The 26,492-nt window shown below is 63.9% G+C and carries 25 protein-coding genes and 1 pseudogene; 13 read left to right on the top strand and 13 right to left on the bottom strand.

All coding sequences use genetic code 11. The features are described 5' to 3' along the window. Positions 1-102: 102 nt before the first annotated feature. On the bottom strand, positions 103-543 hold the full coding sequence (locus GEV05_22210) for a hypothetical protein (protein ID MPZ46046.1): 441 nt from the start codon (positions 541-543) through the stop codon (positions 103-105). Positions 544-1,145: 602 nt separating this feature from the next. On the opposite strand from GEV05_22210, the pseudogene GEV05_22205 reads away from it, so the two are divergent. After that, a pseudogene (locus GEV05_22205) lies at positions 1,146-1,442 on the top strand (hypothetical protein). Between the two features lie 69 nt (positions 1,443-1,511). Here the strand turns inward: GEV05_22205 and GEV05_22200 are convergent. From GEV05_22200 to GEV05_22175, 6 genes are all read right to left on the bottom strand, one after another. After that, complete coding sequence (locus tag GEV05_22200) at positions 1,512-2,120, bottom strand: hypothetical protein (GenBank protein MPZ46045.1); 609 nt, start codon at positions 2,118-2,120, stop codon at positions 1,512-1,514. Between the two features lie 276 nt (positions 2,121-2,396). Continuing rightward, positions 2,397-3,881, bottom strand: a complete 1,485-nt coding sequence (locus tag GEV05_22195) for a trehalose synthase (GenBank protein MPZ46044.1) — start codon at positions 3,879-3,881, stop codon at positions 2,397-2,399. A gap of 11 nt (positions 3,882-3,892) precedes the next feature. Continuing rightward, positions 3,893-5,479, bottom strand: a complete 1,587-nt coding sequence (locus GEV05_22190) for a DUF3459 domain-containing protein (GenBank protein ID MPZ46043.1) — start codon at positions 5,477-5,479, stop codon at positions 3,893-3,895. Positions 5,480-5,692: 213 nt separating this feature from the next. Further along, the gene (locus GEV05_22185) at positions 5,693-6,466 is read right to left on the bottom strand and encodes a class II aldolase/adducin family protein (protein MPZ46042.1); all 774 of its coding nucleotides are present in this window, start codon (positions 6,464-6,466) and stop codon (positions 5,693-5,695) included. A 158-nt stretch (positions 6,467-6,624) separates the two neighbouring features. Then, complete coding sequence (locus tag GEV05_22180; protein MPZ46041.1) at positions 6,625-6,927, bottom strand: type II toxin-antitoxin system RelE/ParE family toxin; 303 nt, start codon at positions 6,925-6,927, stop codon at positions 6,625-6,627. A 2-nt stretch (positions 6,928-6,929) separates the two neighbouring features. Further along, complete coding sequence (locus GEV05_22175; protein ID MPZ46040.1) at positions 6,930-7,214, bottom strand: ribbon-helix-helix protein, CopG family; 285 nt, start codon at positions 7,212-7,214, stop codon at positions 6,930-6,932. Positions 7,215-7,502: 288 nt separating this feature from the next. Between GEV05_22175 and GEV05_22170 the strand changes: the two genes are divergently transcribed. From GEV05_22170 to GEV05_22135, 8 genes are all read left to right on the top strand, one after another. Beyond that, positions 7,503-8,888 carry a hypothetical protein gene (locus tag GEV05_22170; protein MPZ46039.1) on the top strand — a complete coding sequence of 462 codons (1,386 nt, stop codon included), beginning with the start codon at positions 7,503-7,505 and terminating at the stop codon, positions 8,886-8,888. 93 nt (positions 8,889-8,981) lie between these two features. After that, positions 8,982-9,989 carry an LLM class flavin-dependent oxidoreductase gene (locus GEV05_22165; protein ID MPZ46038.1) on the top strand — a complete coding sequence of 336 codons (1,008 nt, stop codon included), beginning with the start codon at positions 8,982-8,984 and terminating at the stop codon, positions 9,987-9,989. 136 nt (positions 9,990-10,125) lie between these two features. Beyond that, positions 10,126-11,664, top strand: coding sequence for an MmgE/PrpD family protein (locus tag GEV05_22160; GenBank protein MPZ46037.1), 1,539 nt, complete (start codon positions 10,126-10,128; stop codon positions 11,662-11,664). Continuing rightward, positions 11,571-12,743 carry a hypothetical protein gene (locus GEV05_22155; protein ID MPZ46036.1) on the top strand — a complete coding sequence of 391 codons (1,173 nt, stop codon included), beginning with the start codon at positions 11,571-11,573 and terminating at the stop codon, positions 12,741-12,743. Before GEV05_22160 ends, GEV05_22155 begins: the two co-directional genes overlap by 94 nt. A gap of 116 nt (positions 12,744-12,859) precedes the next feature. After that, the gene (locus GEV05_22150) at positions 12,860-13,231 is read left to right on the top strand and encodes a hypothetical protein (protein MPZ46035.1); all 372 of its coding nucleotides are present in this window, start codon (positions 12,860-12,862) and stop codon (positions 13,229-13,231) included. A 242-nt stretch (positions 13,232-13,473) separates the two neighbouring features. Continuing rightward, positions 13,474-14,046 (top strand): 2Fe-2S iron-sulfur cluster binding domain-containing protein, encoded by a 573-nt coding sequence (locus tag GEV05_22145; GenBank protein MPZ46034.1) that lies wholly within the window; start codon positions 13,474-13,476, stop codon positions 14,044-14,046. After that, positions 14,043-15,035, top strand: coding sequence for a xanthine dehydrogenase family protein subunit M (locus GEV05_22140; GenBank protein MPZ46033.1), 993 nt, complete (start codon positions 14,043-14,045; stop codon positions 15,033-15,035). The genes GEV05_22145 and GEV05_22140 overlap by 4 nt, the downstream gene beginning before the upstream one ends. 11 nt (positions 15,036-15,046) lie before the next feature. Beyond that, the gene (locus GEV05_22135) at positions 15,047-17,161 is read left to right on the top strand and encodes a molybdopterin-dependent oxidoreductase (protein ID MPZ46032.1); all 2,115 of its coding nucleotides are present in this window, start codon (positions 15,047-15,049) and stop codon (positions 17,159-17,161) included. Positions 17,162-17,214: 53 nt separating this feature from the next. On the opposite strand, the gene GEV05_22130 is transcribed toward GEV05_22135, so the two are convergent. Continuing rightward, the gene (locus GEV05_22130; protein ID MPZ46031.1) at positions 17,215-17,592 is read right to left on the bottom strand and encodes a YciI family protein; all 378 of its coding nucleotides are present in this window, start codon (positions 17,590-17,592) and stop codon (positions 17,215-17,217) included. A 189-nt stretch (positions 17,593-17,781) separates the two neighbouring features. On the opposite strand from GEV05_22130, the gene GEV05_22125 reads away from it, so the two are divergent. Beyond that, on the top strand, positions 17,782-18,093 hold the full coding sequence (locus GEV05_22125) for a hypothetical protein (protein MPZ46030.1): 312 nt from the start codon (positions 17,782-17,784) through the stop codon (positions 18,091-18,093). Positions 18,094-18,182: 89 nt separating this feature from the next. Here the strand turns inward: GEV05_22125 and GEV05_22120 are convergent, their stop codons facing one another. Then, positions 18,183-18,572: a hypothetical protein gene (locus tag GEV05_22120; protein ID MPZ46029.1), complete on the bottom strand. Its 390-nt coding sequence runs from the start codon at positions 18,570-18,572 to the stop codon at positions 18,183-18,185. A 203-nt stretch (positions 18,573-18,775) separates the two neighbouring features. On the opposite strand from GEV05_22120, the gene GEV05_22115 reads away from it, so the two are divergent. Together GEV05_22115 and GEV05_22110 are read left to right on the top strand one after the other, a co-directional pair. Continuing rightward, complete coding sequence (locus tag GEV05_22115) at positions 18,776-19,255, top strand: VOC family protein (protein ID MPZ46028.1); 480 nt, start codon at positions 18,776-18,778, stop codon at positions 19,253-19,255. A 209-nt stretch (positions 19,256-19,464) separates the two neighbouring features. Further along, on the top strand, positions 19,465-20,742 hold the full coding sequence (locus GEV05_22110; protein ID MPZ46027.1) for an Hsp70 family protein: 1,278 nt from the start codon (positions 19,465-19,467) through the stop codon (positions 20,740-20,742). Positions 20,743-21,032: 290 nt separating this feature from the next. On the opposite strand, the gene GEV05_22105 is transcribed toward GEV05_22110, so the two are convergent. Next, positions 21,033-22,649 (bottom strand): choline dehydrogenase, encoded by a 1,617-nt coding sequence (locus GEV05_22105; GenBank protein ID MPZ46026.1) that lies wholly within the window; start codon positions 22,647-22,649, stop codon positions 21,033-21,035. Between the two features lie 52 nt (positions 22,650-22,701). Beyond that, positions 22,702-23,577 (bottom strand): hypothetical protein, encoded by an 876-nt coding sequence (locus GEV05_22100; protein ID MPZ46025.1) that lies wholly within the window; start codon positions 23,575-23,577, stop codon positions 22,702-22,704. A gap of 242 nt (positions 23,578-23,819) precedes the next feature. Here GEV05_22100 and GEV05_22095 point away from each other — a divergent pair, with 242 nt between their 5' ends. Next, positions 23,820-24,779: a tripartite tricarboxylate transporter substrate binding protein gene (locus tag GEV05_22095; protein MPZ46024.1), complete on the top strand. Its 960-nt coding sequence runs from the start codon at positions 23,820-23,822 to the stop codon at positions 24,777-24,779. Positions 24,780-25,016: 237 nt separating this feature from the next. On the opposite strand, the gene GEV05_22090 is transcribed toward GEV05_22095, so the two are convergent. Then, complete coding sequence (locus tag GEV05_22090; GenBank protein MPZ46023.1) at positions 25,017-25,622, bottom strand: methyltransferase domain-containing protein; 606 nt, start codon at positions 25,620-25,622, stop codon at positions 25,017-25,019. A 59-nt stretch (positions 25,623-25,681) separates the two neighbouring features. After that, positions 25,682-26,308 carry a DJ-1/PfpI family protein gene (locus GEV05_22085; protein ID MPZ46022.1) on the bottom strand — a complete coding sequence of 209 codons (627 nt, stop codon included), beginning with the start codon at positions 26,306-26,308 and terminating at the stop codon, positions 25,682-25,684. Positions 26,309-26,492 lie beyond the last annotated feature (184 nt).

Genomic DNA, 26,492 nt, shown 5'->3' with positions numbered 1-26,492 from the left:
TGTGCTATCGTCTCTCACGCAAAGGCCCCTTCGCTGGTGGTTCGCTCGTCTCGCAACGGCGTTCTACCATGAGGCGGGCCTTTGTCTTACAGAATTCGCGAATTATTCAGGGTAGTGATACAGCGGCTGTCCCTGCTGGCCGCAGATTTCGATGCCCGCGCGGATCTTCTCGCGGTACGGGACGAAGTAGCCGTTGTCGGCGTACTCCAGCAGCCGGGGCGAGAAACGCGCCTGCCGCTCGATGGCGAAGCCGTGCGCGACCAGCCGATCGGCGAAACGTCTCAATTCGGTATAGCCCAGGCGCTGGTCGAACGGACCGTGGTCGGGAAAGCGGATCGCGTCGCTCGAGCCGGGCTGAACCTCATAGTTCAGTTCGGCGCCATAGCGTGAGAGCTCGCGCGCCTGGAACCACGATGTCCTGACCTCGAAGACCAGCGCCGCGCAGGCCACGAGGGTCGCGATTATCACCAGGGTGAAGACCAACCACCTGAGGATTCTCAGCCAGCGGCGACGCGGCCTGGTGTCTGCGTTGTTTTCGGTCACGCCGGCTCGAGAGTAAAGAGACTCGCTCAATGTCCTGCACCGCTCCCGCAATGCTGTTTCAACCCGCGATCGTATCTATTGATCGTTCCGTATTGGACGACAGTCCAATACGGACGCGACGCTCCCCTCTCCCCCCGGGAGAGGGGTTGGGGGTGAGGGACGAGCGTGACATGAAATAGGGAACGCTCGATAGGATGCACACGAATATACGTGCCGGACACACCCCCTGAAAAGATGACGTGTCTCCTGAAATCCGCACCATAAATATCCGCTAGAGCGGCGTTTCCTGGAACTTGGCCGTCCTTTGTCCGCGCGTGTCCACGCAAGATCGCGTGGAAGCTGTAGACCTTGATTGGTGCACGTAACCAGCTCCGAGCTCAGCTTGGGGGTGAAGAAAGAGAGCTGGAGCTCTGTGACGGCTTCTGGCCGTAAAGCGACTCCACCCGGCAGACCCGAAGCGGGTTGGAGCAGTCACGCCGTCAAGCGGATGTTGCATCCAGATCGATGCGGATCTTGTCTTCGTTGTGCCACAGGGATCGATAATAGGAGATCCTCCGATCGTCCCGCTCGACGCCATAGGCTCGGAAGAACTGGGCTCTCCCATGAACCTTGCCGTTGGCATCATCGCGAATGAGGAGAACCCCGCCAACCTGATGTATGGCGGAGTGCTCGCCGTCGGCATCATCGGTGCCGTATTCGCGCGCTTCCAGCCACTTGGAATGGCACGCGCGTTGGTCGCGACGGCGCTTGCTCAGACCGCCGTCGCCGTGATCGCCCTCATCGCCGGATTCGGCGACACCTTGATACTGACAGGGTTCTTCGTCGCGCTGTGGCTCACATCGGCTCGGCTGTTTCGGAAAGCGGCGCGGGAGAGAACTTCCGCGGGTGCAGTTCCGTAGGCTCACCCGCGACGTTTGCTTTCCACCCGTCTGGACACTAACAGCAGCTTCGACTGTTGGTCGATGCGCTCAAGCCTTGGCGTACCAGGACTTCACGCCGGCATGGTCACGCACCGCATCGTGTACCCGCATGAGCTTCGGATAGCCAGCGAACACCGTGGCGGGAATGTGATCGACCTTGCCTCCGATGAACCAGCGCACCGCCATGTGAAGCTTGAGGTCTACGACGTGGAGCTTGGTGCCACCGAAGAACGGTTCGCCGAGGATGTTCTTCTCCGCCGATCGTGCCCACGCGGGCAAGAAGCCCGCCACGATCGCCTCGCGCGCCACCTTCTTCTCGGCGTCTGCTATGCGGATGGTCGGCCCGACCACGCCGCGGAGGTCCTCCACGTGCTGCATCATCGCTTCGTGGCGTGCGGCCTCAAAGTCGTCGGCAGGGTGGAGGCCGTGTCGGCGGCCGATTATCACGAGGATGGCATTGGAGTGCGCGAGCGGCGGGCGACCCGGAAGCTCGAGGATGGGGAGACCGCCGTAGGGCGTCTGCTCCTTCATCGCCTGCCAGCTGGCGGCGCTGATGCGCACGTCTTCGAAGTCGATGCCGGCGAGATGCAGGGCGAGTCGGCACTCCTCCCCGCGGCTCACGGGGGCGTCGAAATAGGTCAGCTTGGGCTTGGTCATGAAACAAACGATATCACATCCCAGACTGCACCTCGTGCTCCTGGCGCAACAGACGCGCGCACCGATCACGCCATCGAATTGCCTTCCAGAATTGGCAATTGGAGAACTTCGGCTTGGGAGAACCGCGCGTGCGCCGCAGGGACGTGGGAATTTCGAAGCATCGCTCGAGTACGGAACGGAGGTCCAAGTGACGCACGGCTGACACAGCGGCGGGACGGCGGCAGAGTCGATGCGACCGCGTCCTCGGCGAGGAATTCGCGTTGCCGGATCCCAGGCTCAATATGAGGCGCGGATCAGCGTCTCGTCGACGCCACCGATCCGGAACCAGCGGTAGCCGTAACCGTCGAGCGCGATCTCATGGCTACCGCGGGGGCCGGCGCGGCTGTGCTCCGAGCCGATCAGGTCGATGAGACGCTCGCCTCCCTTTTCGCGCACTTTGAGGTGCAGTGTCTGTGCGGCATCGCTGAAGTTGTGCAGCGATATCATGGCTGCTTTTCTGAAGCGGTAGACTGGCAGCACGCTTTTCTTCGCGGAAGTGAAGCCACCGTGCGGCTCGTCGGTCCACTGCATCGGGGTGCGCGTCGCCTCGCGCTCGTTGAGCGAGAGATCCTCGCCCATGCCGATCTCGTCGCCGTACTGGATCATCGGCGTGCCCGGCAGCGAGAAGAGAAGGCTGTAGGCGAGCTCGAGGCGGCGCCGGTCGTTGCCGAGCATCGGCGCCAAACGGCGCCGGATACCGCGGTTGTAGAGCCGCATGGCGGGATCCGGGGCGAATACGTTGAACACCTTCGCGCGCTGCTCCTCGGTGAGGCGGCCGAGGTCGAGCTCGTCGTGGCTGCGCAGGAACTGCACCCACTGCGCGTCGCGCGGCACCTTGCCGATCGTATCGCGCAGCGCGCGCTTGAGCGGCTTCGGATCATGCGTGGCGAACGCGTAGTACAGGCGCTGGTTCACCGGGAAGTTGAGCATCATCTGCAGGCGGTCGCCCTCGTCGCCGAAGTAATGCATGCTCTCGTTGGCAGGGACGTTGGCCTCCGCGAGCAGGATCGCGTCGCGCGCGCGCCACTGCAGGAAGCGGCGCATCTCCTGCAGGAGGGCGAAATCCTTCACCGGCTTCACGTTGGCGCCCTTGCGCTCCACCAGGAAGGGCACGGCGTCCATGCGGAAGCCCGATACGCCGAGCTGCAACCAGTAGCCCATGATTTTGTAGAGCTCCTCCCGGTAGGCCGGATGGTGCGTGTTGAGGTCGGCCTGGTGCTCGTAGAAGCGATGGAAGTAGTACTGGCCGGCCTTCTTGTCACGCGTCCAGGTGGTCTTCTGCCCCGGCGGGAACACGGTTCCCTGCGCGTGATTGCGCGGGCGCTTGTCCGCCCACACGTACCAGTCGCGGTAGGGCGACCGCGGATCAGCGCGCGCCGACTGGAACCAGGGGTGGTCGATCGAGGTGTGGTTCGCAACCAGGTCGACCACCACGCGAAGCCCGAGCGCCTGCGCGGTGTTCATGCACTCAACGAAGTCGCCCGAGGTGCCGAAGCGCGGGGTAACGCCGTAGTAGTCAGAGATGTCGTAGCCGTTGTCGCGGTTGGGGGAGCAGCCGAAGGGCTGCAGCCAGACGCAGGTCACGCCGAGCGCGGCCAGGTAATCGAACCGCCGCGACAGGCCTTCGAAATCGCCGATGCCGTCGCCGTTGCAGTCCATATAGGTGGCGACGTTGAGGCAGTAGATGACCGCGTTCTTGTACCAGTAATCATCAATCGCCATGCGTAGCCCCGTCAGTTGGTAAGACGAAGAATCAGACCTTCATCCGGACGCAGCTCGAACATTTCGCCGACGCGCTCTTCGGCGCGGTCCAGATGGCTGGAAAGGACGATTGCGCCGCCGCGGGAAAGCTGCACACGCCGGGGCTGCCCGCCGAGGTTCAGCGCCACCAGGAAGCTGTCGCCGCGGAAGTAGGTCAGCACATCGGCAGAGACATCGTTCGTCGTTCGAAAAATCGCCAGGCTTCCGACCCTGAGTGCGGGCTCGGCCCGCCTGAGCGTAATCAGGCGGGTGTAAAGCGCGAGCATGGACTTCGGGTCCTGGCGCTGCGCGGCAACGTTCACGATTTCATGGTCGGATGAGACAGGCAGCCACGGGCGGCCGCTCGTGAAGCCAGCCTGCGGCGCGGCGCTCCACTGCATCGGCGTGCGTACGGGATCGCGGCCCAGGCCCAGTCGCGGGACTCTGCGCTCGAACGGATCCTGCACCTCACCGGACGGAATGGAGACGTTGCGCATGCCGAGCTCGTCGCCGTAGTAAATCGTCGGCGTGCCGCGCAGCGTGAGGAGCAACATCGCCGCCACGCGCGCCTGCGCGGGCCCGACGCGCGAGGCGATGCGCGGCCGGTCATGGTTGCCGAGCACCCAGTTGGGCCACGCGCCCTCGGGCAGCAGGCGCTCGTACTCGGCGATGAGGCCGGCGAGGTGAACGGCGTCCCAGGGCGCACTCAAGAGCTGGAAGTTGAACGGCAGGTGTGCGCCCTGCAGATCGGCGCCGTAGTACTGCATCAGGCGCTCCAGCGGCAGATAGATCTCGCCGATCAGCACGCGCTCGCGGTACTCGTCGAGGAGCCGGCGCATGCGCCGCACGATATCGTGCACCTCCGGGCGGTCGGTGGTCTGCAGCGGCACGAACGCATTGTACGGGTCCATGCCCTCGCGCCAGTCGGCGTTGGGCGGGTTGTCGCCGAAATGCTCGTCCTTGACGAGATGCCAGAGCACGTCCACGCGAAAGCCGTCCACCCCTCGCTCGAGCCAGAAGCGCAACACGCAAAGCATCGCCTCGACGACCTCGGGATTACGCCAATTGAGGTCCGGCTGCTCGGGCAGGAAGGCGTGGTAGTAGTACTGTCCGGTGGCCGGGTCGGGCTGCCACGCGCTGCCGCCGAAGCAGGAGAGCCAGTTGTTCGGCGGGCCGCCGCCAGGCTCAGGGTCGCGCCACAGGTACCAGTTGCGCTTGGGATTGTCGCGCGAGGCGCGCGATTCCCTGAACCACGCGTGCTGATCAGACGTGTGATTTGGCACGAAGTCGAGGATCAGCTTCAGCCCGCGCGCATGCGCGGCCTCGACCAGGCGGTCAACATCCGCGAGCGTGCCGAAGCGCGGATCGACCGCGGTGTAATCGGACACGTCGTAGCCGAAATCCTTCATCGGCGACGGATAGATCGGCGAGAGCCAGAGCGCGTCGACGCCCAGCCAGTGCAGGTAGTCCAGGCGCGAGATGATCCCGGCCAGATCGCCGATGCCGTCGCCATTCGCGTCCATGAAGGAGCGCGGATAAACCTGATAGACGATGCCGCGCTGCCACCAGAGATGTTTCATTTCGCCCGCCGGCGCCGCTGATCCTCGGTGAATTTCCGGGTGAGCTTCTCCGTCGGTTGGTGGGGAAGCGGAACGCGCTTGCTCAATTGCGTCCTGGCCATGCGGGATTGACCGCCGCGCTCGCTCGCAGTTCTCTCATGACCGCATGGTCGAAGACGCTCCTCCTTGCGATGGCCGAATCAAAGCCACAGTGGAACAGCGTGACCGGCACCCTCAGTCTCTGTACGACGGGTCCGTCGCGTCGAGCCGCTGCATGAGCGCCGGCCAGTCGAGCTGTCCCAGGCGCCGCCCGCTGCTCCAGTACTGGCCGGCGGTCTTCTCGCAGATTTCCGCCGGCGGCACGCTGTAGGGCTGGCCGGAGCCCAGCACGAGCAACTGCGTCTCGCACGAGCGTACGAGGTGATACATGAGGTGGAACGCCTCGCCACAGTCCGCACCCGAGCTCAGCAAGCCGTGATTGCGCATGATCAGGCACTGGTGCGGCCCCAGGTCCGCGACGATCCGCTCACGCTCGTCCACGTCCGTCGCGATGCCCTCGAAGTCGTGGTAGCCGATGCGGTTGTAGAAACGCATGGCGGCCTGGTTGAGCGGCAGCAACCCGCAATCGAGCGCCGAGACGGCCTGGCCCGGCATCGTATGCGTATGCAGCACGCAGTGCAGGTCCTTGCGCGCCATGTGGATCGCGCTGTGGATGACGAACCCAGCCCGGTTCACCTTATAAGGGGTCTCGTCGAGGATGTTGCCGTCGACGTCGATCCTGACCAGGCTCGAGGCCGTGATCTGCTCGTAGAGAAGCCCGTGCGGGTTGATCAGGAACTCGTCCTCGGCCCCCGGGACGCGCAGCGAGATATGGTTGTTCACCAGATTGGTCCAGCCGTGCTGGGCAACCAGCCGATAGGCGGCCGCGAGCTCCACGCGCGCCTGCCATTGCTCTTCGCCGACCCGCTCGCGGACGCTCTTCGTCTTGGGTACGTTGCTGACTGCCATATCATCCTCCTGTCATGCTGAGGGGTATTGACGCCCATTATGCGCTTGTGCCAAGCACCGCCCGGGCGGCGATTCGATCCCCGTGGCAGACCTCACGTACCCGCAACTTCACCAGGTCACAGGCGTTCACTGTCGTTCCGATACACGGCAGCGAGCATTCAAGGCAGCTCTCGACCATACCCCAGTTCTTTCTGACCGCGAATGGCCAGGACAAACACAATGTCTACCTCCTCCACGTAGCGATACAGCGCTACGTAGCCGCGAGAGCCACGTCCGATCACCAGCTCTCTGAGGCCCGCTTCAACGGGCCGGCCGATCAAGGGGTTTTGCTCGAGGATGTCTATCGCACGGATGATCTCACCCACGCGCGGGGCTGCATCTGCTACTTCGTGTGCGAGGAGATGCTCCAGAATGCGATCGAAGTCATCCGTCAACTCGGGAGCAAGCTCGATTCGGGTCATGCTTATCGCGCGACACGGCGCGGTTTGGGACGGGCAGCTCGGCTACCGGTTATCCGATGTTCCAGGTATTGGCGCATCTCGGACCAGGCCACGGTCCTCCCCGAGGCTACGATGCTTGCATAGCGCTGCTCTGCGCTCTCGACGAAAGCTGCTCGGCGTTCTTCAAGCTCGGCTTTCTCGGCGATCGCCTCGAGAATGAAGCCATGTGGCGTTTTGCCTGCGCGTTCTGCCGCGCGAGCGACCTTATCCTTGAGCTCCTTCGGGAGACGGATGGTTGTCGTGGACATGAGAGGCCCTCTCGCAATCGGAGGCGCAAAGTGTAGCACACAAGTGCTACGCTGCCTGGGACTGAGTCGCGGAGAAACGCGCGCTCAACTCGGCCCTCCTTGGAAGGCGATTGCTCCGCCTGTCAGAATTTCTACGCAGCAGCCGCCGGCGAACCACAGCATGCGACCCGGAGTCGCTGCTCGAAAATGCGGGCGCCCGATGAAGAGCATCACCTCAGCATTGCTAGAATGCAATGCAGCGCGCGACATCGTCCACACCGTTGATCGTTCAGATGAGGCCAGGCCGTCATGCAACAAGTTGAGAGTGGGGCAGGAGCAACCGAGACGCTGGCTCGATTCGTCACTGAAACCAGCTACAACGCCCTGCCGGCCGAAGTGGTTGCGGCAGCGAAAGTTGGCATATTGGACGGTATCGCCAACATGCTCGCAGGGGCTACGCAACCGTTGGCGGCCATCATAGGCGACTACCTGAAGCAGCTCGGCGGTAACCCGCAGTGCGCTGTGGTTGGCCAGGATTTCCGGACCAATGCCCCCTCCGCCGCCTTCGCCAACGGGATTTTTTTGCACTGTCTCGATTACGAGATCCAGGGCCAGCCGGTTGCGCACGGCACGTCGAACGTCCTGCCCTGCGCGCTCGCTCTGGGGGAAATGTCCGGTGCGTCCGGGGCCCGGCTGATTGAAGCCTATGTCATCGGATGGGAGATTCACGCTCGGCTGCGCAAGGCGTCGGTGCGCTGCGACACCGGCGGCTACCACCCGCCAGGCTTGCTCGGCCCACTGGCTGCCGCCGCGGCGAGCGCCAAGATGTTGGGACTGGATGCTGCCGGGGTCCGGATGGCGTTGGGGATCGCGGCTTCGCATACGGGTGGGCTTTCTGCCAACACCGGAACCATGGTCAAGTCGACCCATCCCGGTGCTGCGGCCCGCCAGGGCGTTGAATCCGCTTTGCTCGCGCAGGCAGGGTTTACCAGTCGCGACGGCATCCTGGAAGTCAGGCGAGGTTTCGTCGAAACGCTTCTTGGTGCCGGGTTCGACTGGGATGAGCTCACACGCGATCTGGGCACAAGGTTTCAGCTGGTCGATCCCGGATTCAATATCAAGCGCTATCCGGCTCAAATCTTCATGCAGTGGGCGATCGAAGCGGCGCTTACTTTGCGGCTGCGACACGAGTTTCGTCCGGAGGACATCACCTATCTGGAACTGGAAGTTCCGGGAAGCCACGTGCGACCAGGCCACGAGGGCGCAGCCGCAAGCGGCCTCGATGGCAAGTTCGATTTCGCCTATTGTGGCGCGGTGGCGATTGCCGACGGGCGAGTCGATATCGACTCGTTCAGCGACGCTACGCGGTTCTCGCCAAGCGTGGAATCCATCCTGAAAAAGGTCCGCATCAAGCGCAATCCCGACATTCCGAGAAATCCGCCTGACACCTGGGCCGTAGCCCGAGTTGGGCTGCCGGACGGACGCGTGCTCAGCGAAACATGCCGTCATTACAGAGGCTCGATTGCGAATCCGATGGACCGCGAGGAGCGGCTCGCCAAGCTCAGAGACTGCGCCAGGCGCAGTCTCGACGCCGCCGACATCGAGCGCGTCATCGGCATGGCCGAGGCGCTGGAGTCCCTGCCCGACCTGCGAGCGCTGATGCTCGTTCTGGGACATCGGTCGGGCGCACACTAGGCGGCGTGTGCCCGGTGCAGGTGCCGCGCGCCAGGCGCCCGGTCGATGTAACCGAGACAAGCACATTGCGACGGATTCGAATGGAGGTGTTGCATGAGATTCGGGCTAATGGCAGGCGCGGCCGCGTCCTCATCGGACTCCACATGGGAGGAGCGCTTCGATGGGCTGCTCGCATGGTGTCGAGAAATCTCCTCGCTCGGGTACGGGCTTCTGTGGTGGGCCGGCACCGATCGCGGCGTCGATCCACAGACCGCCCTGGCGCGTCTGGCCGCCATCGACGCCGGTATGGATCTCGCTATCCTGTATCTGGTCCCGCTCTATCACCCGGTGCGGCTCGCGGCTGAGGTCGCAACCTGGGACCGCGCAAGCGGGGGGCGCACCACCATCGCCGTGGCGCAGGGATGGCGCGATCGCCAGTTCGACGCCTACGGCATCCCCAAGGAGGAGCGACTCGGCCGCTTCACCGAGGCGCTGGAGGCGATGAAGCAGCTCTGGCAACAGGACGAGGTCCACTTCCGGGGCAAGTACTTCAGCTTCGACACGCACGCCTCCGGCGAGCGCGCGGACGCCGCCACCGTGGTCCCACGACCGGTGCAGCAGCCGTATCCCAGGATCCTGGTGGCAGCCAACGGGGACGCGGCCATTCGGCGCGCAGCCGCCATCGCGGACGGTTGGCTCATCAGCACGCGCAGCACTTACTCGGTCATCGCCCGGCAGGTCAAGCTGTTCCGGGAGGCCGCGGAGGCCGCGGGGCGCAATCCCATCATCTGGGCATGGCGCGACGCTTACTGCGCAAAGGACTGGAAGACCGCGATCGAAACCGTCCGGCCCGCGCTGGAGCCGTTCTACGCGGACCGTGCCCGCCTTGGACACGACCGCGACCTCCCGCGGGGCGACAGCCTGACCGGGTCGCTCGAGGACATCGTGCGCGGCAGGCTGATCATCGGCAGTCCGGAAGATTGCGCGGAAGAAATCGAGAAGTACCGAATGCTCGGCATCGAGAACATCAGCATGCGCATGCGCTGGGAGGGCATGACGAAAGAGCAGGGGATGGACTCTGTCCGGTTGATGGCGTCAGAGGTGCTTTCCCGCTTCCGCTGACTCCGATTGGCCCGAGCGCATTTGGCCCGAAGCGGACTGACTGCTTCTTCAGCAGACCATCCTACGAGGAACAAGGTGGGAAGGGTCGATCGGAGAATGTAGGATCGACGATCACCAGGAACAGAGGAGGGCGACGATGGTCGTGCATGAGGTACGGGTGCATCCGAGCTCGGCGCAATTGCCCAGACAGGCGCAGCTGACGTGGAAGATGGCCGAGCTGGCCGCAGCCGCGCCCCCGCCGACGCCCGAGGTGGCCGAGATGGTCACCTGCCGCGCCATCGACAACGCGGGCGTGGCGCTGGCGTCGATCGATCGCCGGCCGGTCGCCACCGCTCGCGTCATGGCACTGGCCCACCCGCGCGCCGGTGGGGCGACGCTCTTCGGGCTCCCGCCGGACGTGCGCGTGCATGCCGAGTGGGCCGCCTGGGCGAATGCGACCGCGGTGCGAGAGCTGGACTTTCACGATTGCGCCCCGCCCGCCGCCCATCCCGGGGACAACATCGCGCCTCTGATCGCCGTGGCCCAGCAGATGGGGTGCGACGGCGCGGCGCTGGTCCGCGCCATTGCCGTGGCTTACGAGATCCAGGTGGCATTGGGCCGAGGTATTCCGCTCGCCCCGACGCAGAAAGAGCAGACTGGCCACCTGTGTCCTGCCACTACGGCGGGCCTGGGGGCGCTTCTGCGGTTGCCCGTGGCCACCATCTACCAGGCACTCAATCAGGCCGTGCTCATTTCCCAGTCCACGCGCCAGACACGCAAGGGCGAGATGACGTCGTGGAAGGCGTTCGTTCCGGGCCATTCGGGCAAGCTCGCCATCGACGCGGTCGATCGCGCCATGCGCGGCGAGGCCTCTCCCAGCCCGGCCTACGAAGGGGAGAGCGGTGCCATCGCCTACATGCTCGGCGGTCCCGATGCCTGCTACCACGTGTCGCTGCCGGCGCCCGGCGAGCCCCTGGGCGCGATTCTCCAGACCTTCACGAAGGCGCATGCGGCGGTCAATCACGCTCAGGCCTTCATCGACCTGGCCTTCGAGCTGCGCGCCGGCGTTGACCTGACCCGGGTGCGCGAGGTGGTGGTGCGTACCAATAGCGCCGTGCACAACATCGTCGGCAGCGGCGCGAACGATCCGGAGAAATCCAGCCCCGACGCCAGCCGCGAGACGCTCGATCACTCGCTCTCGTACCTCGTGACGGTGGCGCTGGAGGACGGGTGGTTTCACCACGAACGCAGTTACGCGCACGAGCGCGCCCACCGTCCCGGCACCATCGCGTTGTGGCGGAAGGTTCGCTCGGTTGCCGATCCCTTCTGGGATGCCCAATACCGGCAGGCGCGACCGGAGCGGCCCGCCCTGGGCGGGCGGCTCGAACTGCACCTGGTCGATGGCCGGGTGATCGCCGGCGAGAAGCCGGTCGCCGATGCCCAGATCGGGGGTGCCCGGACCATGGACAGGACGGGGTACGAGCAAAAGTTCCGTGCACTGGCCGGCCCCGTCGTGGACGCCGAGGTGCTGGAAGCCTTCCTCGCTCTGACCCACCAGCTTTCCAGCGCATCGCCTGAAGCCGTGTGCCGGCTGAATCCACCTTGCAAGGTACGACCCGACCGACCCGACGGCAAGGGCATCTACGATCACGCCGTCACCGACAGCAGTACCGATATTGGGAGAAACACGTCATGAGCACAGATCGACGCCTGGTAACTGACGAGATCCGGGCCCTCGTAGGCGCGCGCGGACCCGTGTGCTCATCTCCGGACGACGTGTCGACGAGCGAGATCCGGCGGTTTGCGCAGGCGGTCTTCGACGACAGCCGCCTTTTCTATGACGATGCTGCCGCCAGAGTATCCCGTTTTGGCGGTCGGGTTGCGCCCGGCACGTTCGCAATGAGCTCCCTGCGCTCCAACATACCCTTCGTCGACGACGCCCTGCGCTGGGCCAAAAGAGACGACGAAATGCACCGTGTGGCCGTAACGGAAGGGCTTCCGCTGCCCGAGCAGTGGGATGGTCTGTATCACTTTCACGCCGGCGACGACATGGAATTCTTCAGCCTCCCCCGCGTCGGTGATCGGCTGACTGCACACCCGTACTTGAAGGATATCTACGAGAAGAGTGGCCGCAACGGCTCGCTCGCGTTCTACGTCGTGCGGACGGATTGGAAAAACCAGCGCGGCGAGACGGTCGCGAACCACGACATGAATCTCGTCTGGATGGAGCAATCCGGCGAACGCCGCCGTCAATCGGCCAAACCGCTCGAGCCCAGGGACCCGCCCAGCATGCCTCCCCCGCAGCCCCTCGACCTCGCGCGCGTGGACTTCGAGGACTTCACGGAGGGCCAGGCGCTGCCGAGCAAGACGATTCGGGTCACCGTTCCCACGGTGGTCCGTTGGGCGATGGCCACCGAGGCGTTTCGCCGCGATCACTATGACTATGAGTTTGCAACCCGGATTGCCGGAGTTCCACACATCATCGCATCGGCGATGTGGACGCTGGGGTGCCGCTGGTCGTACTTGAACCAGATCGTCGGAAGGGATGGGTGGGCTTGGAAGATGTCGCATTCGGTGCGAGCGCGCATGAACATCGGCGACTCGCTGACGTTCGCGGGGATGATTACCAAGCTCGAGCGTCGCGAAAAGTACGGCGTAGCGGAAGCCGAAGTCAACCTGACGAACCACGAGGGCACGGTGGTGGCCCCCGGCCGGGCGAGTCTGGTGCTTCCGTATCGGAATGGCGCAGCGGTTCCATATCCTTTTGCGCCATGACTCGGGGTTGTCGAGGATCGAACGATTCGTCCGCGGCAGACGGCAGTAAAGCGGCGGGCCAAGAAAGCCGCTAACTCCCTTGATCGACTGACCAATCGACCTACCGTGGAGGCCTCATGGCTCGTCGCAAGATTTCCACGCCGGCGCACGACGGCAAGTGGACAACCCCCTCGAACTGGTACACAGCGGCGCTGACGAGAGTGCTCGAAGGAACACCTTGTCCCGACTTCGCCTTGCCCGCGGTCGCGAAGCAGCCGAAATGCAACACGCCCCCGATAGACGCCGATACCATCGAGGCACTCAAGCAGCTGCTTGTCTTGGCGCGCAAGGGCGAAATTACAGGGCTCGCATTCGTAGCGCAGAAAACGAACCAGGCGGCGTTCATTGTCGAGGCGGTGGGCGAGTGTCGCGCCCGTCCGGTCTACACCCGCGGGATGGTTCGGTATCTCGATGACGCGCTTGCTCGGCGCACCAGCGGCGGCGAATAGAGGGCCTCGATCGTTCCTCCCATTACGGTAACCAGTCGACCAGCTTGACGAAAAGATCGTCCGAGCGTAGAAAACCCGAGCGGAATAATCTTCGTACCACGTTCCGTAACAAGGCTTCGTCACGCTACCCTTCCAGGCCCATGTCGTTTCGGGCCACCCAGACCGCCAACGGCGGCGCCAACTCGGTTCTCGAGCAGTCGTCCGCCATGCGCCTCGAAAGCAGCACTCGTCTCGGAGGCTCTATGACTTCCATTGCGCCGGCACCTTCCAAAGCTTCCGCCGCGTCCGATCCGCTGGAAAGTGCGTCCGTGCGCTTGCGCATCAACGGCACGCTTCATAGCGCGGAGCTCGACACGCGCACGACTCTGCTCGATGCGCTGCGCGAGCACTTGCACCTTACCGGTGCGAAGAAGGGTTGTGATCATGGACAGTGCGGCGCGTGCACCGTATTGGTGAACGGCCGGCGGATCAACGCGTGCCTCACCCTCGCGGTCATGCATACGGACGATGACATCGTCACCATCGAGGGCCTCGGCACCCCCGAAGCGCTGCATCCGCTTCAGGCCGCATTCATCAGGCACGACGGGTTCCAGTGCGGCTACTGCACCTCGGGGCAGATCTGCTCCGCGGTGGGCATGCTCGCCGAAGCAAAGGCCGGCTGGCCCAGTCACGCGACCGCCGAGGTTTCTGCAGCGCGCATCGAGCTGACGGACGCCGAGATCCGCGAGCGCATGAGCGGGAACATCTGCCGTTGCGCCGCCTACCCGAACATCGTGGCGGCGATCCGCGAGGTGGCAAGCGGAGAAGGCGCATGAGGCCATTTACTTACGAGCGCGCGACGGACGCGCGCGGCGCGATTGCGGCAGTGGTTCGCGGTGGGCCTGGCGCCCGGTTCATCAGCGGCGGAACCAATCTGCTCGATCTGATGAAGCTCGAGATCGAGCGCCCGACGCATCTGGTGGATATCAGCCGGCTGCCGCTGAGCGCGATCGAAGAGCTACCCGACGGCGGCCTGCGCATCGGAGCACAGGCCGCCAATTCCGACACGGCCGCCGACCTGCGGGTCCGCCGCCGCTATCCGGTGCTTTCCGAAGCGCTGCTCTCCGGCGCGTCCGGACAGCTACGTAACAAGGCGTCGATGGGCGGCAATCTTCTGCAACGTACCCGCTGCCCCTACTTCTACGATGTCGCATCGGTCTGCAACAAACGTGAGCCCGGCACGGGCTGCTCTGCGATCGGCGGCATCAACCGCATCCACGCGATACTGGGTGCGAGCGAGCATTGCATCGCGACCCATCCTTCCGACATGGCGGTCGCGCTGGCGGTACTCGACGCGCGGATCGAACTTCTGGGGAACGACGGCGCAGCTCGCAGCGTCTCGGTCCACGATTTTCATTGCCTCCCCGGCGCGACGCCGCAGGTCGAGAGCGTGCTGCGCCCGGGTGAGATGATCACGGCCATCGTTCTGCCTCCGCCGCCCGCGGGCCGGCAACGCTATCGCAAGGTCCGCGACCGCGCTTCTTACGAGTTTGCGCTCGTCTCGGTCGCGGCGATCATGGCGACCGAGCGCGGTGTCATCATCACCACCGCCCGCGTCGCCTTCGGCGGCGTGGCGCACAAACCCTGGCGGTCCCGCGATGCAGAGCAAGCGCTGATCGGCCGCCCTGCCACGATGGCCACCTATCGCGAAGCGGCCGCCCACGCCCTGAGGGACGCGAAGGGCTGCGGCCACAACAACTTCAAGATCGAGTTGGCGAAGCGAACGCTGTGCCGCACCTTGGCGCAGGTTGCACAGGAGGCTTGAAAATGTCCGCCATCATCGGTCAACCGGTCGATCGCATCGACGGTCCGCTCAAGGTCAGCGGGCGCGCCACCTACGCTGCCGAATACTGGAACGTCGGCCAGCCCCTCTACGGCTTCATCGTCGGTGCCACCATCGGCAAGGGTCGGATCACCGCGATCGACACCGCGATCGCCGAACGGGCGCCGGGCGTGCGAATGGTCATGACGTACCTCAACGCGCCCGCGCAAGGCAAAGCCGATCCCTCGACTCCGTCCGCATACTCGCGCGCGTTCCCGACGCTCGACGGGCCCGAGATCCATCACTACGGCGAGCCGGTCGCGCTCGTGGTGGCCGCGAGCTACGAGCAAGCACGTGCAGCAGCCCCGCTCGTCGAGATCGCCTATGCCGCCGAGCCGGGCCGCTACGAGCTTGCGACCCGGTTGGACCAGGCGTATGCACCGAAAGCCGTGAACGCCGGGCTCGCAACCGACAGCGCGGTCGGCGATTTCGATGCGGCGTTCGGGAGCGCGGAAGTTACGGTCGATGCGACCTACACGACCCCATACCAGTTCTCGCAGCCACTGGAGCCGCATGCCTGCCTGGCGGTACCCGACGGTGACGAGCTCACGATCTATGTCTGCGCGCAGATCGTGGGCGAAGCGCGCACCGCGATCGCCAGCACGCTCATGATCGATCCGGCGCGCATTCATATCGTGTCCGAATTCGTCGGCGGCGGCTTCGGATCGAAGCTGGGCATCCACTCCGAGACCATTCTCGCCGCCTTCGCTGCGCGTGCGCTCGAGCAGCCGGTCAAGGTCGTCATGACGCGCCAGCAGATCTTTCATCTGCTGGGCGTGCGGTCGATGACGAGCCAGCGGGTGCGCCTGGGTGCGGCACGCGATGGCCGGCTGCTCGCGCTGGGCCACGACGTCACGATGCACACGAGCGTGCTTTCCGAATACGCCGAGCAGACGGCGACCTCGGCCCGCCCGATGTATGCCGCGGCCAATCGCCTCACGCGCCATCGCCTGGTCGAGCTCGACCTTCCGCGCGGCGAGGACGTGCGCGCACCGGGAGAAGCACCGGGGCTGCTGGCGATCGAATCTGCGATCGATGAATTGGCCGTGGCGCTCGACATGGACCCGATCGAGTTTCGGATCCTCAACGAGCCCGCCGTGCATCCGGAAACCGGCCAGCCCTTCAGCGACCGGCGGCTGGTCGAATGCCTGCGTGAAGGGGCGGCGCGGTTCGGCTGGAACGCTCGCCCGAAGCGACCCGGCAGCCTGCGGGACGGACGCTGGCTGGTGGGCTATGGCGTCGCCTCCGCGGTGCGCATGCAGTTTCAGCTTCCCAGCAAGGCGACCGTCCGCATGGGGCCGGACGGTAAGGTCCGGGTGCGCTCCGATATCACCGATATCGGGACGGGAACCTATACGATAGTGGCACAGGTTGCGGCCGACACGCTCGGCGTTCCACTCTCGCACGTCAAGGTCGAGATCGGACGCTCCGACTATCCTCCGGGCGCAGGTTCCGGCGGATCGTTCGGCGCGACCAACACCTGCACGGCCGTGTACAACGCCTGCATCGCCCTGCAGGAGAGACTCCGCAGTGGCGACGTTCCGCCCGAGGGCCTCGAAGCCGAAGGCGAGATCGCCGCCATGTGGGACGACCCGAACTATCGCAAGTATTCGATCTACGCCTACGGCGCGCACTTCGCCGAAGTGGGCGTGGACGCCGATACGGCGGAAGTCCGGCTGCGGCGGATGCTGGGCGTATTCTCGGCCGGACGCATCTTCAACGCGAAGACGGCACGGTCCCAGTTGATCGGCGGCATGGTCTTCGGCATCAGCTCGGCCCTGCACGAAGAGGCGCTGGTGGAACCGCGCTCGGGCGCATTCCTGAACCGCGATCTGGCAGGCTACCTGGTGCCCGTGCATGCCGACGTCACAAACATCGATGCCGTCCTGCTCGAAGGATTCGACCCGCATGCGAACGTGCTGGGCGCCAAGGGCGTCGGCGAGCTGGGCCACTGCGGGGCGAACGCCGCCGTCGCGAATGCGGTGTTCAACGCGACCGGCGTGCGGGTACGCGACTTTCCGATCACCATCGAGAAGTTGCTGTCCGGCTTGCCGTTGCTCGACGAGTGAGTCACCCGTGCGCGACTGCGAGCACCGCCGCGGATTCGGCGACGACAAAACCCTTATTTGGTAATTGCAAAATCCGCCGCTGAGAAGATCTGGCGAATTTCAATCACGTCGCCATCTTCGGCGGGACATTGCTGCATCAATCCAACGAGTTGTTCCTTGGAGTCGGCCTCGACCAGCCAGTACCCGCCCAGAACTTCTTTTACTTCCACGAAAGGGCCATCAGTGACGGTGGTTTTGCCTTTGCTGAAAGAAACGCGGGCACCCGTGCTCAGTGGATGAAGGCCGTTTACGGATAGCAGTTTTACTTGCTTCGACAGCGCTTCATTGAATCGTCCCATCTCCTGAACTTTTTCCGGATCGGGGACGAAGTTCTTGTCCAATTTCTTATTGTCGCGATATACCGCGGGTATCATCAGAAGCATGAATTGCATGTCAGTTCTCCTTTGAATTTATTGTGCTGCACCCTTAGTCGAACAAGCGGCGCTTGAATCGACAGACCTGTTTCCTCGAGCGCCCATTGCGCCCTGAGGAGGTCACGCGTGCGTCGGGAGCGCTTCCATGATGGTGTTCTACGATGGACGCGTTCGAACGAAGTCGCGGCAGTATTCGTGGAGGCGGTAATGGACCGGGGAATCTGGGCAATCTGGTACGACGTCGCCAATGAACACAGATCCGAGTATCTGGCGTGGTTCCACGGCACGCACATCCCCGAGAAGCTGTCACGCCCAGGCTATGTGTGGACGGTCGGCAGCTACAAGCACGCAATCCTGCACGAGTTCACGTCGCTCGATCTGCGCGAACAGCACTTCGGACCCCACGAGTCGCAAGCGCACGATCCGATGACCTGGATGGGCAGGGTAAGGCCACAGCTCACGCATGCGTCATACTCTCCCGCAGTGGGATGGAGGATTTGGCCTGCGTCGGGGGCTTGAGCGCGGCCTAACAGTTATCGAGCGAGCAGGACAGCCCCCAGACCACCGATGATCATCAGTAGAAGCGGATATTGGGGGCCAGATCATCGTCAGAACCGGCCGAAGATGCTGCAGTACTGCGTGGTTCCCTGCCAGATCTGGTCCACGACGCGGCCGTCCTTGAAGCCGAGCGTGCGCTGGCATTGTCCGCGGACCATGCCGCCCATGCCGGGGAGCGGCAGGCTGATGCCGACACCGCCCCCGCCCGATCCGCCATAGGCGCCCACCGAGGCTCCATAGCCCGCACTCTGCGAGATCCACGTGTACCCCTGGAGCCCGCCCTCGAGGGTCGTCTGGCTGGCGGGTTGTCCCCACGCCGCCACGACCTCGTCGTAGGTTGCCCCGTGCCAACTGGCTTTCGCCTTGTCCACATCGGCGGTGGTGGCACAGCCCGCCAGCAGTGCCAGCGCCAATAACGCGAATGGGCTTGGCTTCAGCATGATCGTTCCTTTCTCGTGGCCTTGTGCCCATAAGACATGCCGGACAGACCTTCTATTCCACCTGGCCATTTGCCCGGATCGACCATGCGGGCGCATCGGTTGCGGAACTGCCCTTTCGGTAGATTGATGGGGGTTGTCGATTTCACATGCTCCTCTTCGACTAGATCGGGAGCGGATTCTCTTAACTCTATAGGAGCACGGAAATGGCCAACAAGAACACGATCTGTCTGTGGTACGACGGCACCGCCATGGATGCCGCGCAGTTCTATGCCAAAACTTTCCCCGACAGCGCGGTTGGCGCGGTGATGCGCGCGCCCGGCGACTATCCCGACGGCAAGCAGGGCGATGTCCTGACGGTCGAGTTCACCGTGGCCGGCATCCCCTGCGTCGGGCTCAACGGCGGGCCGCACTTCAAGCACAACGAGGCGTTCTCTTTTCAAATCGCGACCGACGACCAAGCCGAAACCGACCGCTTGTGGAACGCGATCGTCGGCAACGGCGGCCAGGAAAGCGATTGCGGCTGGTGTAAAGACAAGTGGGGCCTGTCGTGGCAGATCACGCCGCGCGCTCTCCTCGCCGCGATCACGGAGCCCGATCGCGCCGCGGCCAAGCGGGCGTTCGACGCGATGATGACGATGAAAAAGATCGACATCGCCGCCATCGAGGCGGCGCGAAGAGGTTGACGTCATGTCGCAATGTCGACATCGGGATCATGAGCACATCTGCTGACGTGCCTTCGCTCACTGCTCTCGGAATCCATGCTTGACCGTCGTGCTTCGTCACTCGTCGCGTGCTCGTTGGCGAGAGGGTGCGTTCGGGATCAAATTGATCAAAGCCCAGACCTGATCGGCTCACGTACCATTGTGAACACCCTTCGCGTAAACTCACCTCCGTGTCCGCACGCAAAGTACCTACCGCTGCCTGCGGTCTCGATTTCGGCACGTCCAACTCCGCCCTCTCGTTGCCCGATGGCAACTCGGTGCGGTTGGCGCCCCTCGAGGACGCTGCCACCTCGATCCCAAGCGCGATCTTCTTCGCGACCGAGAATCCGCGCGAGGTGTTCTACGGCCGAGCCGCGGTAAGCGAATACCTCGACGGCACGCCCGGGCGACTGATGCGCTCGCTGAAAAGCATTCTCGGCAGCAGCTTGATGGACGAGTCGGTGGCGATCGGCGGCGACGACTACAAGTACGCGGACATCGTCACCGCGTATTTGCGCATGCTGCGCAAGCGCGCAGCCGTGGCGGCAGGCCATTCCCTCGACGCCGTCGTGCTGGGACGGCCGATCCGCTTCGTCGACGACGACGCGAAGCAGGACCGCGCCGCGCAGGACACGCTGGCCGGGTGCGCACGCGCCGCGGGTTTTCGGCACGTGGAATTCCAGTTCGAGCCGATCGCGGCAGCGTTCGACTACGAGCGCACGATCGCGCGCGAAGAGTCGGTGCTCGTCGTTGACGTCGGCGGCGGCACCGCCGACTTCACGGTGATCCGTCTCGGGCCCGGCCGGCGCGATCAGGCGGCGCGGAACGACGACATTCTCGCCAACGATGGAATCCACATTGCCGGCACCGATTTCGATTCGCGTCTCAACATGTCGTGGGTGATGCCAACCCTCGGCTATCGCAGCGTCGGAACCCGGGGCCGCGTCGTGCCGAGCCTCGTCTATTTCGACCTCTCGACATGGCATCGCATCAACCTCCTCTACGTGCCGAAGTTCATCAGTACGCTGCGCGAGTTACGGGCGTTCTTCACCGATCCTCGCCCTTACCGCCGATTGGTGCACGTGATCGAGCAGCGGCTCGGTCACGAATTGCTCGGCCGGACGGAAGCCGCGAAGATCGAGCTCTCGCAGGTGACGAAGGCGAACCTCGACCTCGGCGCCATCGAGGCCGGGCTCACGGTGGATGGCACCCGCGATGAGCTCGTCGACCTGCTCGGCGGCATGTTGGCGCGACTTGTCGACATCGCCTCGGCAACGGTAAGTGCCGCGGGACTCAAGACGGCGGACGTTTCCACGCTTTACTTCACTGGTGGATCGTCCGGCATGACCGCGTTGCGCGATGCGTTCGTGAAAGCCTATCCGGACAGTCGCGTCGTGGTCGGCGATCTCTTCGGCAGCGTCGTCAGCGGACTCGGCATCGAGGCCGGACGACGTTTCGCGACCCGTTAGCCAAGATGGAGCATGACAGCTTCTGGCCGCTTGACGCCGGACGAACTTTGGGTCCAGTGTTACGAAGCTGTCTCTGGAAGGTGGGAGTCATTGGAAATGCCGGTATCCGGTGGGATCAGCAATCCGCCGACCGGGCTATAGGCTCATTCCTGTTCAATAGTGCCTCGAATCAGGTTGCCGTCATCGATGTGCCGGGTCGCAGGCTTATCCAGAACTTCGAAACGGGCCTCGACCCGGACGGTATCGGATTGGGAAATTAGGATGGCGAACGACACGGTCCGTAGCACGCGTCACGCCTTCGAACCCGCATCCTCGAGGATCATGTCCGCGCCCTTCTCCGCGATCATGAGAGTCGGCGCGTAGGTGTTGCCGGACACGAGCAATGGCATGATGGAGGTGTCGACAACGCGCAGCCCCTGCAGTCCTCGCACGCGCAAGCGCGCATCGACCACCGCCGCTGCGTCGCTGCCCATCTTGCAGGTGCCGGCCGGGTGGAACGCGATCCCGCCGCGCTCGCGCATAAAATCCACGAGATCCGCGTCGCTCTCGCACTCGGGGCCAGGATCGTGCTCGCGCGCCACGTAGCGGCGCATCGCCGCGGTCTGCGTGAGGCGCCGGTTGGCCTTGAGCCCCGCGAGCAGGACAGCGCAATCCTTTTCCGACGTGAGGTAGTTGGGCGCGATCACGGGCGGCGCGAGTGGATCGGTGCTGCCAATCGTGACGCTGCCCCGGCTCTCGGGCCGCAGCAGCCTCGCCGCAAGCGTGAAGCCGGGGAAGCGATGCAGCCTGTCCCCCGGCTTGTCGAAGCTGTAGAGCGTGATGCTGGTCTGGATGTCCGGGGTCGCGGCTGCGGGGTCGGCGCGGATGAAGCCCGTCGCAAACGACTGTCCCATCGCCAGGAATCCCTTGCGCAGAAAAGCGAAGCGCAGGGCCGCGACGACGCTCTTCGGGAAATTGCCGATCACGTCGTTGAGCGTGCAGCGCTCGGTGCACTCGTACACCATGCGCGCCGTGTAGTGATCCTGCAGGTTCATACCCACGCCCGGCACGTCGGCCACAACTGCGATCCCGTAGCGCTGCAGGAGCGGCGCCGGGCCGACGCCCGAGAGCTGCAGCAGTTGCGGAGAGTTGAACGAGCCGCCCGCTACCAGCACCCCCGCGCGCGCTGTCGCGGACGCGGTGATCCCGTCGCGTAGATATTCGACGCCGGTCGCACGCGTGCCGGAAAACAGGATGCGAGTCGCGTGCGCGCGCGTGACGATCCGGAGGTTCGCGCGCCGGCGGGCCAGGCGCAGAAACCCCGTGGCGGCGCTGCTCCGCAGCCCCCTGCGTATCGTCCACTGGTTGTAGCCAAAGCCCTCCTGGATCGCGCCGTTGAAATCCGGGTTGCGCGGGTAGCCGCATTCCTCGGCGGCTGCCAGCCAGGCGTCGGCCAGCGGGTGCGCCTCCTTCGGGTCGGAAACCGAGAGGGGACCACCGGTGCCGTGAAACTCGTCGGCGCCGCGCTCCTGGTCCTCGGACTTGCGGAAGCACGCCAGCACATCGGCATAGCCCCAGCCAGCGTTGCCGAGATCGCGCCACCGATCGTAGTCCTCGCGCTGGCCGCGAATGTAAAGCAGCCCGTTGATCGAGGTCGACCCGCCGAGCACCTTGCCGCGCGGTTGCGCGATGCGCCGGTTGGCGGCACCGGGCTGCGGCTCGCTGGAGTACAGCCAATTCACCGCCGGATTGGTGAAGTGCTTCCCGTACCCGAGCGGAATGTGTATCCAAGGATTGCTGTCTTCTCCCCCCGCCTCCAGCAGCAGCACGGAGTGACACCCCGACGCGGACAGGCGGTTCGCCAGCACGCAACCCGCGGCGCCGGCGCCGACCACGATGAAATCGTAGGAATCAGATGCGGATGGCATGTTCGAACCACTCTTTTCCACTGACAACCACGGCACGCCGCCGGTGAGCCGATCAGGCCATCCGCACGTACTTGTCCACGCGGCTCTTCCTCGTCAGGCCCGCATAGATGTTTCCAGCCGCATCGATTCCCATGCCGTGCACGGGATCGACCTCCCAGCGGGCGAGAACTGCGCCATCGCCGTCGCGCACGCTGATCGCCGGTTTGCCAACATCCGAAGCCTGCTCGCACAGATAGAAGTTACCTGCGGCATCCCGCGCGATGTCGTTCGGACCGCCCATTCCGGTCCACATGCCGATGTAGTGGCCGTCGGGCGTGAAATGCTGGACGCGGGCATTCGCGCGGTCGCAGACGTGGATCGTCCCATCGGGAGAGATCGCAAGGCTATGCGGAAGATGAAAATCGCCAGGCGCGGTTTTCCCCGGCTGGCCCCAGGACTGGATCAGCTCACCATCCTTGGTAAACCGGTGGACCCGGCTGTTCCGGTAGCCGTCGGTCACGTAGAGATCGCCTGAGGGCCCCGGCATCATCTCCGTCGGATGATTGAACGGGCCGGCGGCACGCAACGGCAAGTTGTGCCAGTCCTCGCAGCCTGTATCGGAATGCTCCCCGCGAGTACCGAGCTGTCGCAAGAGCTTGCCCTCGAGCGTATAGATCATCGCGACGCAATCCACCTGATCCGTAACGTATGCGGCGTCGCCGGCAATCTTGAAGCCGTGCGCACGCTTGAACTGTCCGTTGCCCCAGGCGTGCAGGAAATTGCCGTCGTGGTCGAACACCAGCACCGCAGGGTCCTTGCGCTGAAAGACGTAAAGACGATTGCGCGAATCCGTTGTGACCCGACTGATGAGGCCGAACGCCTCGCCTTCGGGCAGCTTCGCGAAATTCTCGACCAGCTCGTAGGTGTAGTTACCGGTTCCGACTTTCATGGCGGTCCCCTCTGTCGATAAGCAGACTCCTGGTGCGCCGACTTCCGCGCATTACGAAGGTGCGCGGAATACTGAATAGTACAGGCACCCGACCTGATGCCTGCATAGGCTGGTTCCATACTTTCCGTACCGGTGACTGGAGGCCCTCCGGCAACGAGGCGCGTACACTATGTGAACGGGGAACGGATCCGCAGGGCCCTGCCGAAGGGACCCAGTGAATCACTGATCGCGAGGAGGAATGCATGAGAGCCGCTCTTGCCTTCGTTATCGCTGCCCTTGTCGTCGCTCCGGCTGCGCCGGCTGCCGACAAGTACCCCACGAAGCCCATACGTCTGGTCGCGCCGTTCCCGCCGGGGGGCGGCACGGACATCCTGGGACGCCTCATCGCGGTGCCCGTGGGCGAGCGGCTGGGCCAGACAGTGGTGGTGGACAATCGGCCCGGCGCGGGTGGCGCCCTCGGCGCGGGGATAGTCGCGCACTCGGCTCCGGACGGCTACACGCTAGTCATCGTTTCCAGCAGCTATTCGGCGGCTTCGGCCTTCGGCAAACCGAACTACGATCCCGTAGACGGCATTCAGCCGGTGATACTGATCGGCACGACGGGGATCGTACTCTCGGTGCATCCTTCGGTTCCTGCGACAAGCGTCTCCGAGCTCATCTCGCATGTAAAGGCCAATCCCGGAAAGCTCAACTATGCCTCGGTCGGCACCGGCAGCGTGGCGCATCTGCTGGTGGAGCTCTTCAAGCTCGAAACGAAGACCAATTTCGTCCACGTTGCCTACAAAGGCGGCGGTCCGGCGCTGGCGGCGACCATCGGCGGCGAAGTGCAGGTTACCGCCATCAGCGCGGTGCCGAGCATGCCGCACATCAGGGCCGGTCGGCTGCGCCCGCTCGGCGTGACGACGCGATCGCGCCTGAGCATTCTGCCCGACGTGCCGTCCATCGGCGACACGGTGCCGGGATTCGAAGTCGTGCATTGGTATGCCATGTGGGCGCCCAAGGGCACGCCGCGAGCCATCGTCAACCTTTGGAACGAGGAGGTCGCACGGGTGGTGAGGTCGCCGCAGATGTTGCGCCAGATGGGCAATGAGGGGCTGGACGCGGCCGGCGGCCCGCCGCAGGAGTTCTACGACGTCAACAAGACCGCGGTGCAGAAGTGGCGGCGCGTGATCAAGGAGGCAAAGCTCGGCGTCGGTAATTGAGAGCAGTCCAACCAGTCTTTCCGGCCCACAGCGTCGCAGCCTCATAGATGATATGGAAGACAGGCTCTTTGAGCCCGAGGTAAGCATCAATGTCTCGCGGGAACGCTTGGGCCGCACGCTGCTTCAGAATGAAAGACATCCGTTTCTAACCTTTCGCCTTGATGGAACCCCGCAGCGCGAAGTGATCGTTCCCTGACATTGCTCACAAAAAGGTCCCTAACCGCGGAACGCTGCCCTTCAGCGGCGTGCCGCTTTCGGCGCATCCGCTGCGAGGGCTTGGTCGGCGCCAGTGCGTACCGCTATTACTATTCCCGATCCCCATGCCATCCTAACAACGAAGAAACCCTGATGAGCCTCAAGTGCGTCGAGCAATTCTGGCACCCTTTCGCCTTGGCCCTCTGGCCAGTTCGCTTGCGGAAGCAGATCATCTGCGACGTATATGCCACCAACGCTTAGAAGCGACAGTATCTCGTCGAGGTGGCTGAACTTGCCCGGCCAAGCGTCGGCAAAAATCAGGTCGTATGATTTTCCCCGTATGTCGCTGATGAACTGAGCACCGTCTGCGACGTGAAATGTAACGCGCGGCTCCATGCCCAGATGGCGACGCGCAATCGCGACTGTAGCGGGGTTTGAGTCCACCGTCTCAATGCACGCCAATTGATCGGCGCCTTCCAGCATCCACGCCGTTCCATGACCGACGCCAGTGCCAATTTCAAGAAAGCGCCCTCCGGGTTTTGATGCTGCTATGGCAGCCAGCAACGCCCCGGTCCTCTCCTCTGATGCGAATCCGAATCCAATCCTCTTTGAATCCGCTTGGATCGCATCTAGAGATCGGCCTGCGATGAATGTCGTTGTCGTTCACCCGGTCCTCAATATGGCACCCGAACCGCTCGATGGGAGGCTTAAGCACCCCGGATGTAGCCCGGCGCTCTGGGATCCTTTTCAAAGCCACCGTACTTCGCGGAGGAAGGGTAGTACTCGGCTGCAAACTGAACTTTGCCTGCGGCTTCCTCGCCAGCAACGCTCGCAATGAAGGCAAGCATGAGATCGGTGCCCGCCGAGACGCCAGCGGATGACCATACGGTTCCGTCTTGGACGTAGCGCTCTTCAACGACTAAAACGTCTCCGAGTGCTCGCAGCCGCTCCAACGAACGCCAATGTGTTGTTGCCTTCCGCCCCGAGAGGATACCCGCTGCGTGCAACACGAAGGAACCTGTGCACACGGACAGAACCGCCTTGCAGTTCTTGGCTTGATTCGCGACGAACTCGACGAGGGCTGGGTTGTTGACCTCCTGCCGCGTACCGCGGCCACCTGGAACGAGCAGATAGTCGAGTTGCGGACATTCGGCAAACGACATGTGAGGGTTGATAGAAAGGCCCTTGGCACAGATGACGGGCTCGAGAGCCTGACTGACGATAACGCAGGTTTCCGGCCCGTTGGCGAACTTGCTCCACATGGTGAGCATCTCCCAGGGACCGATAAAGTCGAGTTCCTCAACTTGATTGAAGATCAGCACGCCGAAGATCATGGATAGCTCCAGCTGCACCCAACGTGATGGTGTTCAGAAATGCTGCATAACCTGGCAGGCTGCGTCATAACGAAAAGGGTTTGATCCGCCGTGCGCGAGCATGGTGGATAAGCCCAGTTGAACTGAATCGCTGGATTCAGAGCGATGCGGTTTGGAATTTGCAAGGCGCTCGGGGCAGCGTTCG

Source organism: Betaproteobacteria bacterium, from assembly GCA_009377585.1.
Lineage (GTDB): Bacteria > Pseudomonadota > Gammaproteobacteria > Burkholderiales > WYBJ01 > WYBJ01.
The sequence above is the reverse complement of the archived record's forward strand: the minus strand, read 5'-3'. Positions and strand labels throughout refer to the sequence as shown.

Excerpts from the sequence above, each read along its gene's own strand:
- GEV05_22160 (MPZ46037.1), top strand. The coding sequence starts at position 10,126 with ATGGTCGTGCATGAGGTACGGGTGCATCCGAGCTCGGCGCAATTGCCC.
- GEV05_22200 (MPZ46045.1), bottom strand. The coding sequence starts at position 2,120 with ATGACCAAGCCCAAGCTGACCTATTTCGACGCCCCCGTGAGCCGCGGG.
- GEV05_22170 (MPZ46039.1), top strand. The coding sequence starts at position 7,503 with ATGCAACAAGTTGAGAGTGGGGCAGGAGCAACCGAGACGCTGGCTCGA.
- GEV05_22140 (MPZ46033.1), top strand. The coding sequence starts at position 14,043 with ATGAGGCCATTTACTTACGAGCGCGCGACGGACGCGCGCGGCGCGATT.
- GEV05_22100 (MPZ46025.1), bottom strand. The coding sequence starts at position 23,577 with ATGAAAGTCGGAACCGGTAACTACACCTACGAGCTGGTCGAGAATTTC.
- GEV05_22150 (MPZ46035.1), top strand. The coding sequence starts at position 12,860 with ATGGCTCGTCGCAAGATTTCCACGCCGGCGCACGACGGCAAGTGGACA.
- GEV05_22120 (MPZ46029.1), bottom strand. The coding sequence starts at position 18,572 with ATGCTGAAGCCAAGCCCATTCGCGTTATTGGCGCTGGCACTGCTGGCG.
- GEV05_22195 (MPZ46044.1), bottom strand. The coding sequence starts at position 3,881 with ATGGCGATTGATGATTACTGGTACAAGAACGCGGTCATCTACTGCCTC.
- GEV05_22145 (MPZ46034.1), top strand. The coding sequence starts at position 13,474 with ATGACTTCCATTGCGCCGGCACCTTCCAAAGCTTCCGCCGCGTCCGAT.
- GEV05_22115 (MPZ46028.1), top strand. The coding sequence starts at position 18,776 with ATGGCCAACAAGAACACGATCTGTCTGTGGTACGACGGCACCGCCATG.
- GEV05_22125 (MPZ46030.1), top strand. The coding sequence starts at position 17,782 with ATGGACCGGGGAATCTGGGCAATCTGGTACGACGTCGCCAATGAACAC.
- GEV05_22105 (MPZ46026.1), bottom strand. The coding sequence starts at position 22,649 with ATGCCATCCGCATCTGATTCCTACGATTTCATCGTGGTCGGCGCCGGC.
- GEV05_22175 (MPZ46040.1), bottom strand. The coding sequence starts at position 7,214 with ATGTCCACGACAACCATCCGTCTCCCGAAGGAGCTCAAGGATAAGGTC.
- GEV05_22190 (MPZ46043.1), bottom strand. The coding sequence starts at position 5,479 with ATGAAACATCTCTGGTGGCAGCGCGGCATCGTCTATCAGGTTTATCCG.
- GEV05_22180 (MPZ46041.1), bottom strand. The coding sequence starts at position 6,927 with ATGACCCGAATCGAGCTTGCTCCCGAGTTGACGGATGACTTCGATCGC.
- GEV05_22185 (MPZ46042.1), bottom strand. The coding sequence starts at position 6,466 with ATGGCAGTCAGCAACGTACCCAAGACGAAGAGCGTCCGCGAGCGGGTC.
- GEV05_22130 (MPZ46031.1), bottom strand. The coding sequence starts at position 17,592 with ATGCAATTCATGCTTCTGATGATACCCGCGGTATATCGCGACAATAAG.
- GEV05_22095 (MPZ46024.1), top strand. The coding sequence starts at position 23,820 with ATGAGAGCCGCTCTTGCCTTCGTTATCGCTGCCCTTGTCGTCGCTCCG.
- GEV05_22085 (MPZ46022.1), bottom strand. The coding sequence starts at position 26,308 with ATGATCTTCGGCGTGCTGATCTTCAATCAAGTTGAGGAACTCGACTTT.
- GEV05_22165 (MPZ46038.1), top strand. The coding sequence starts at position 8,982 with ATGAGATTCGGGCTAATGGCAGGCGCGGCCGCGTCCTCATCGGACTCC.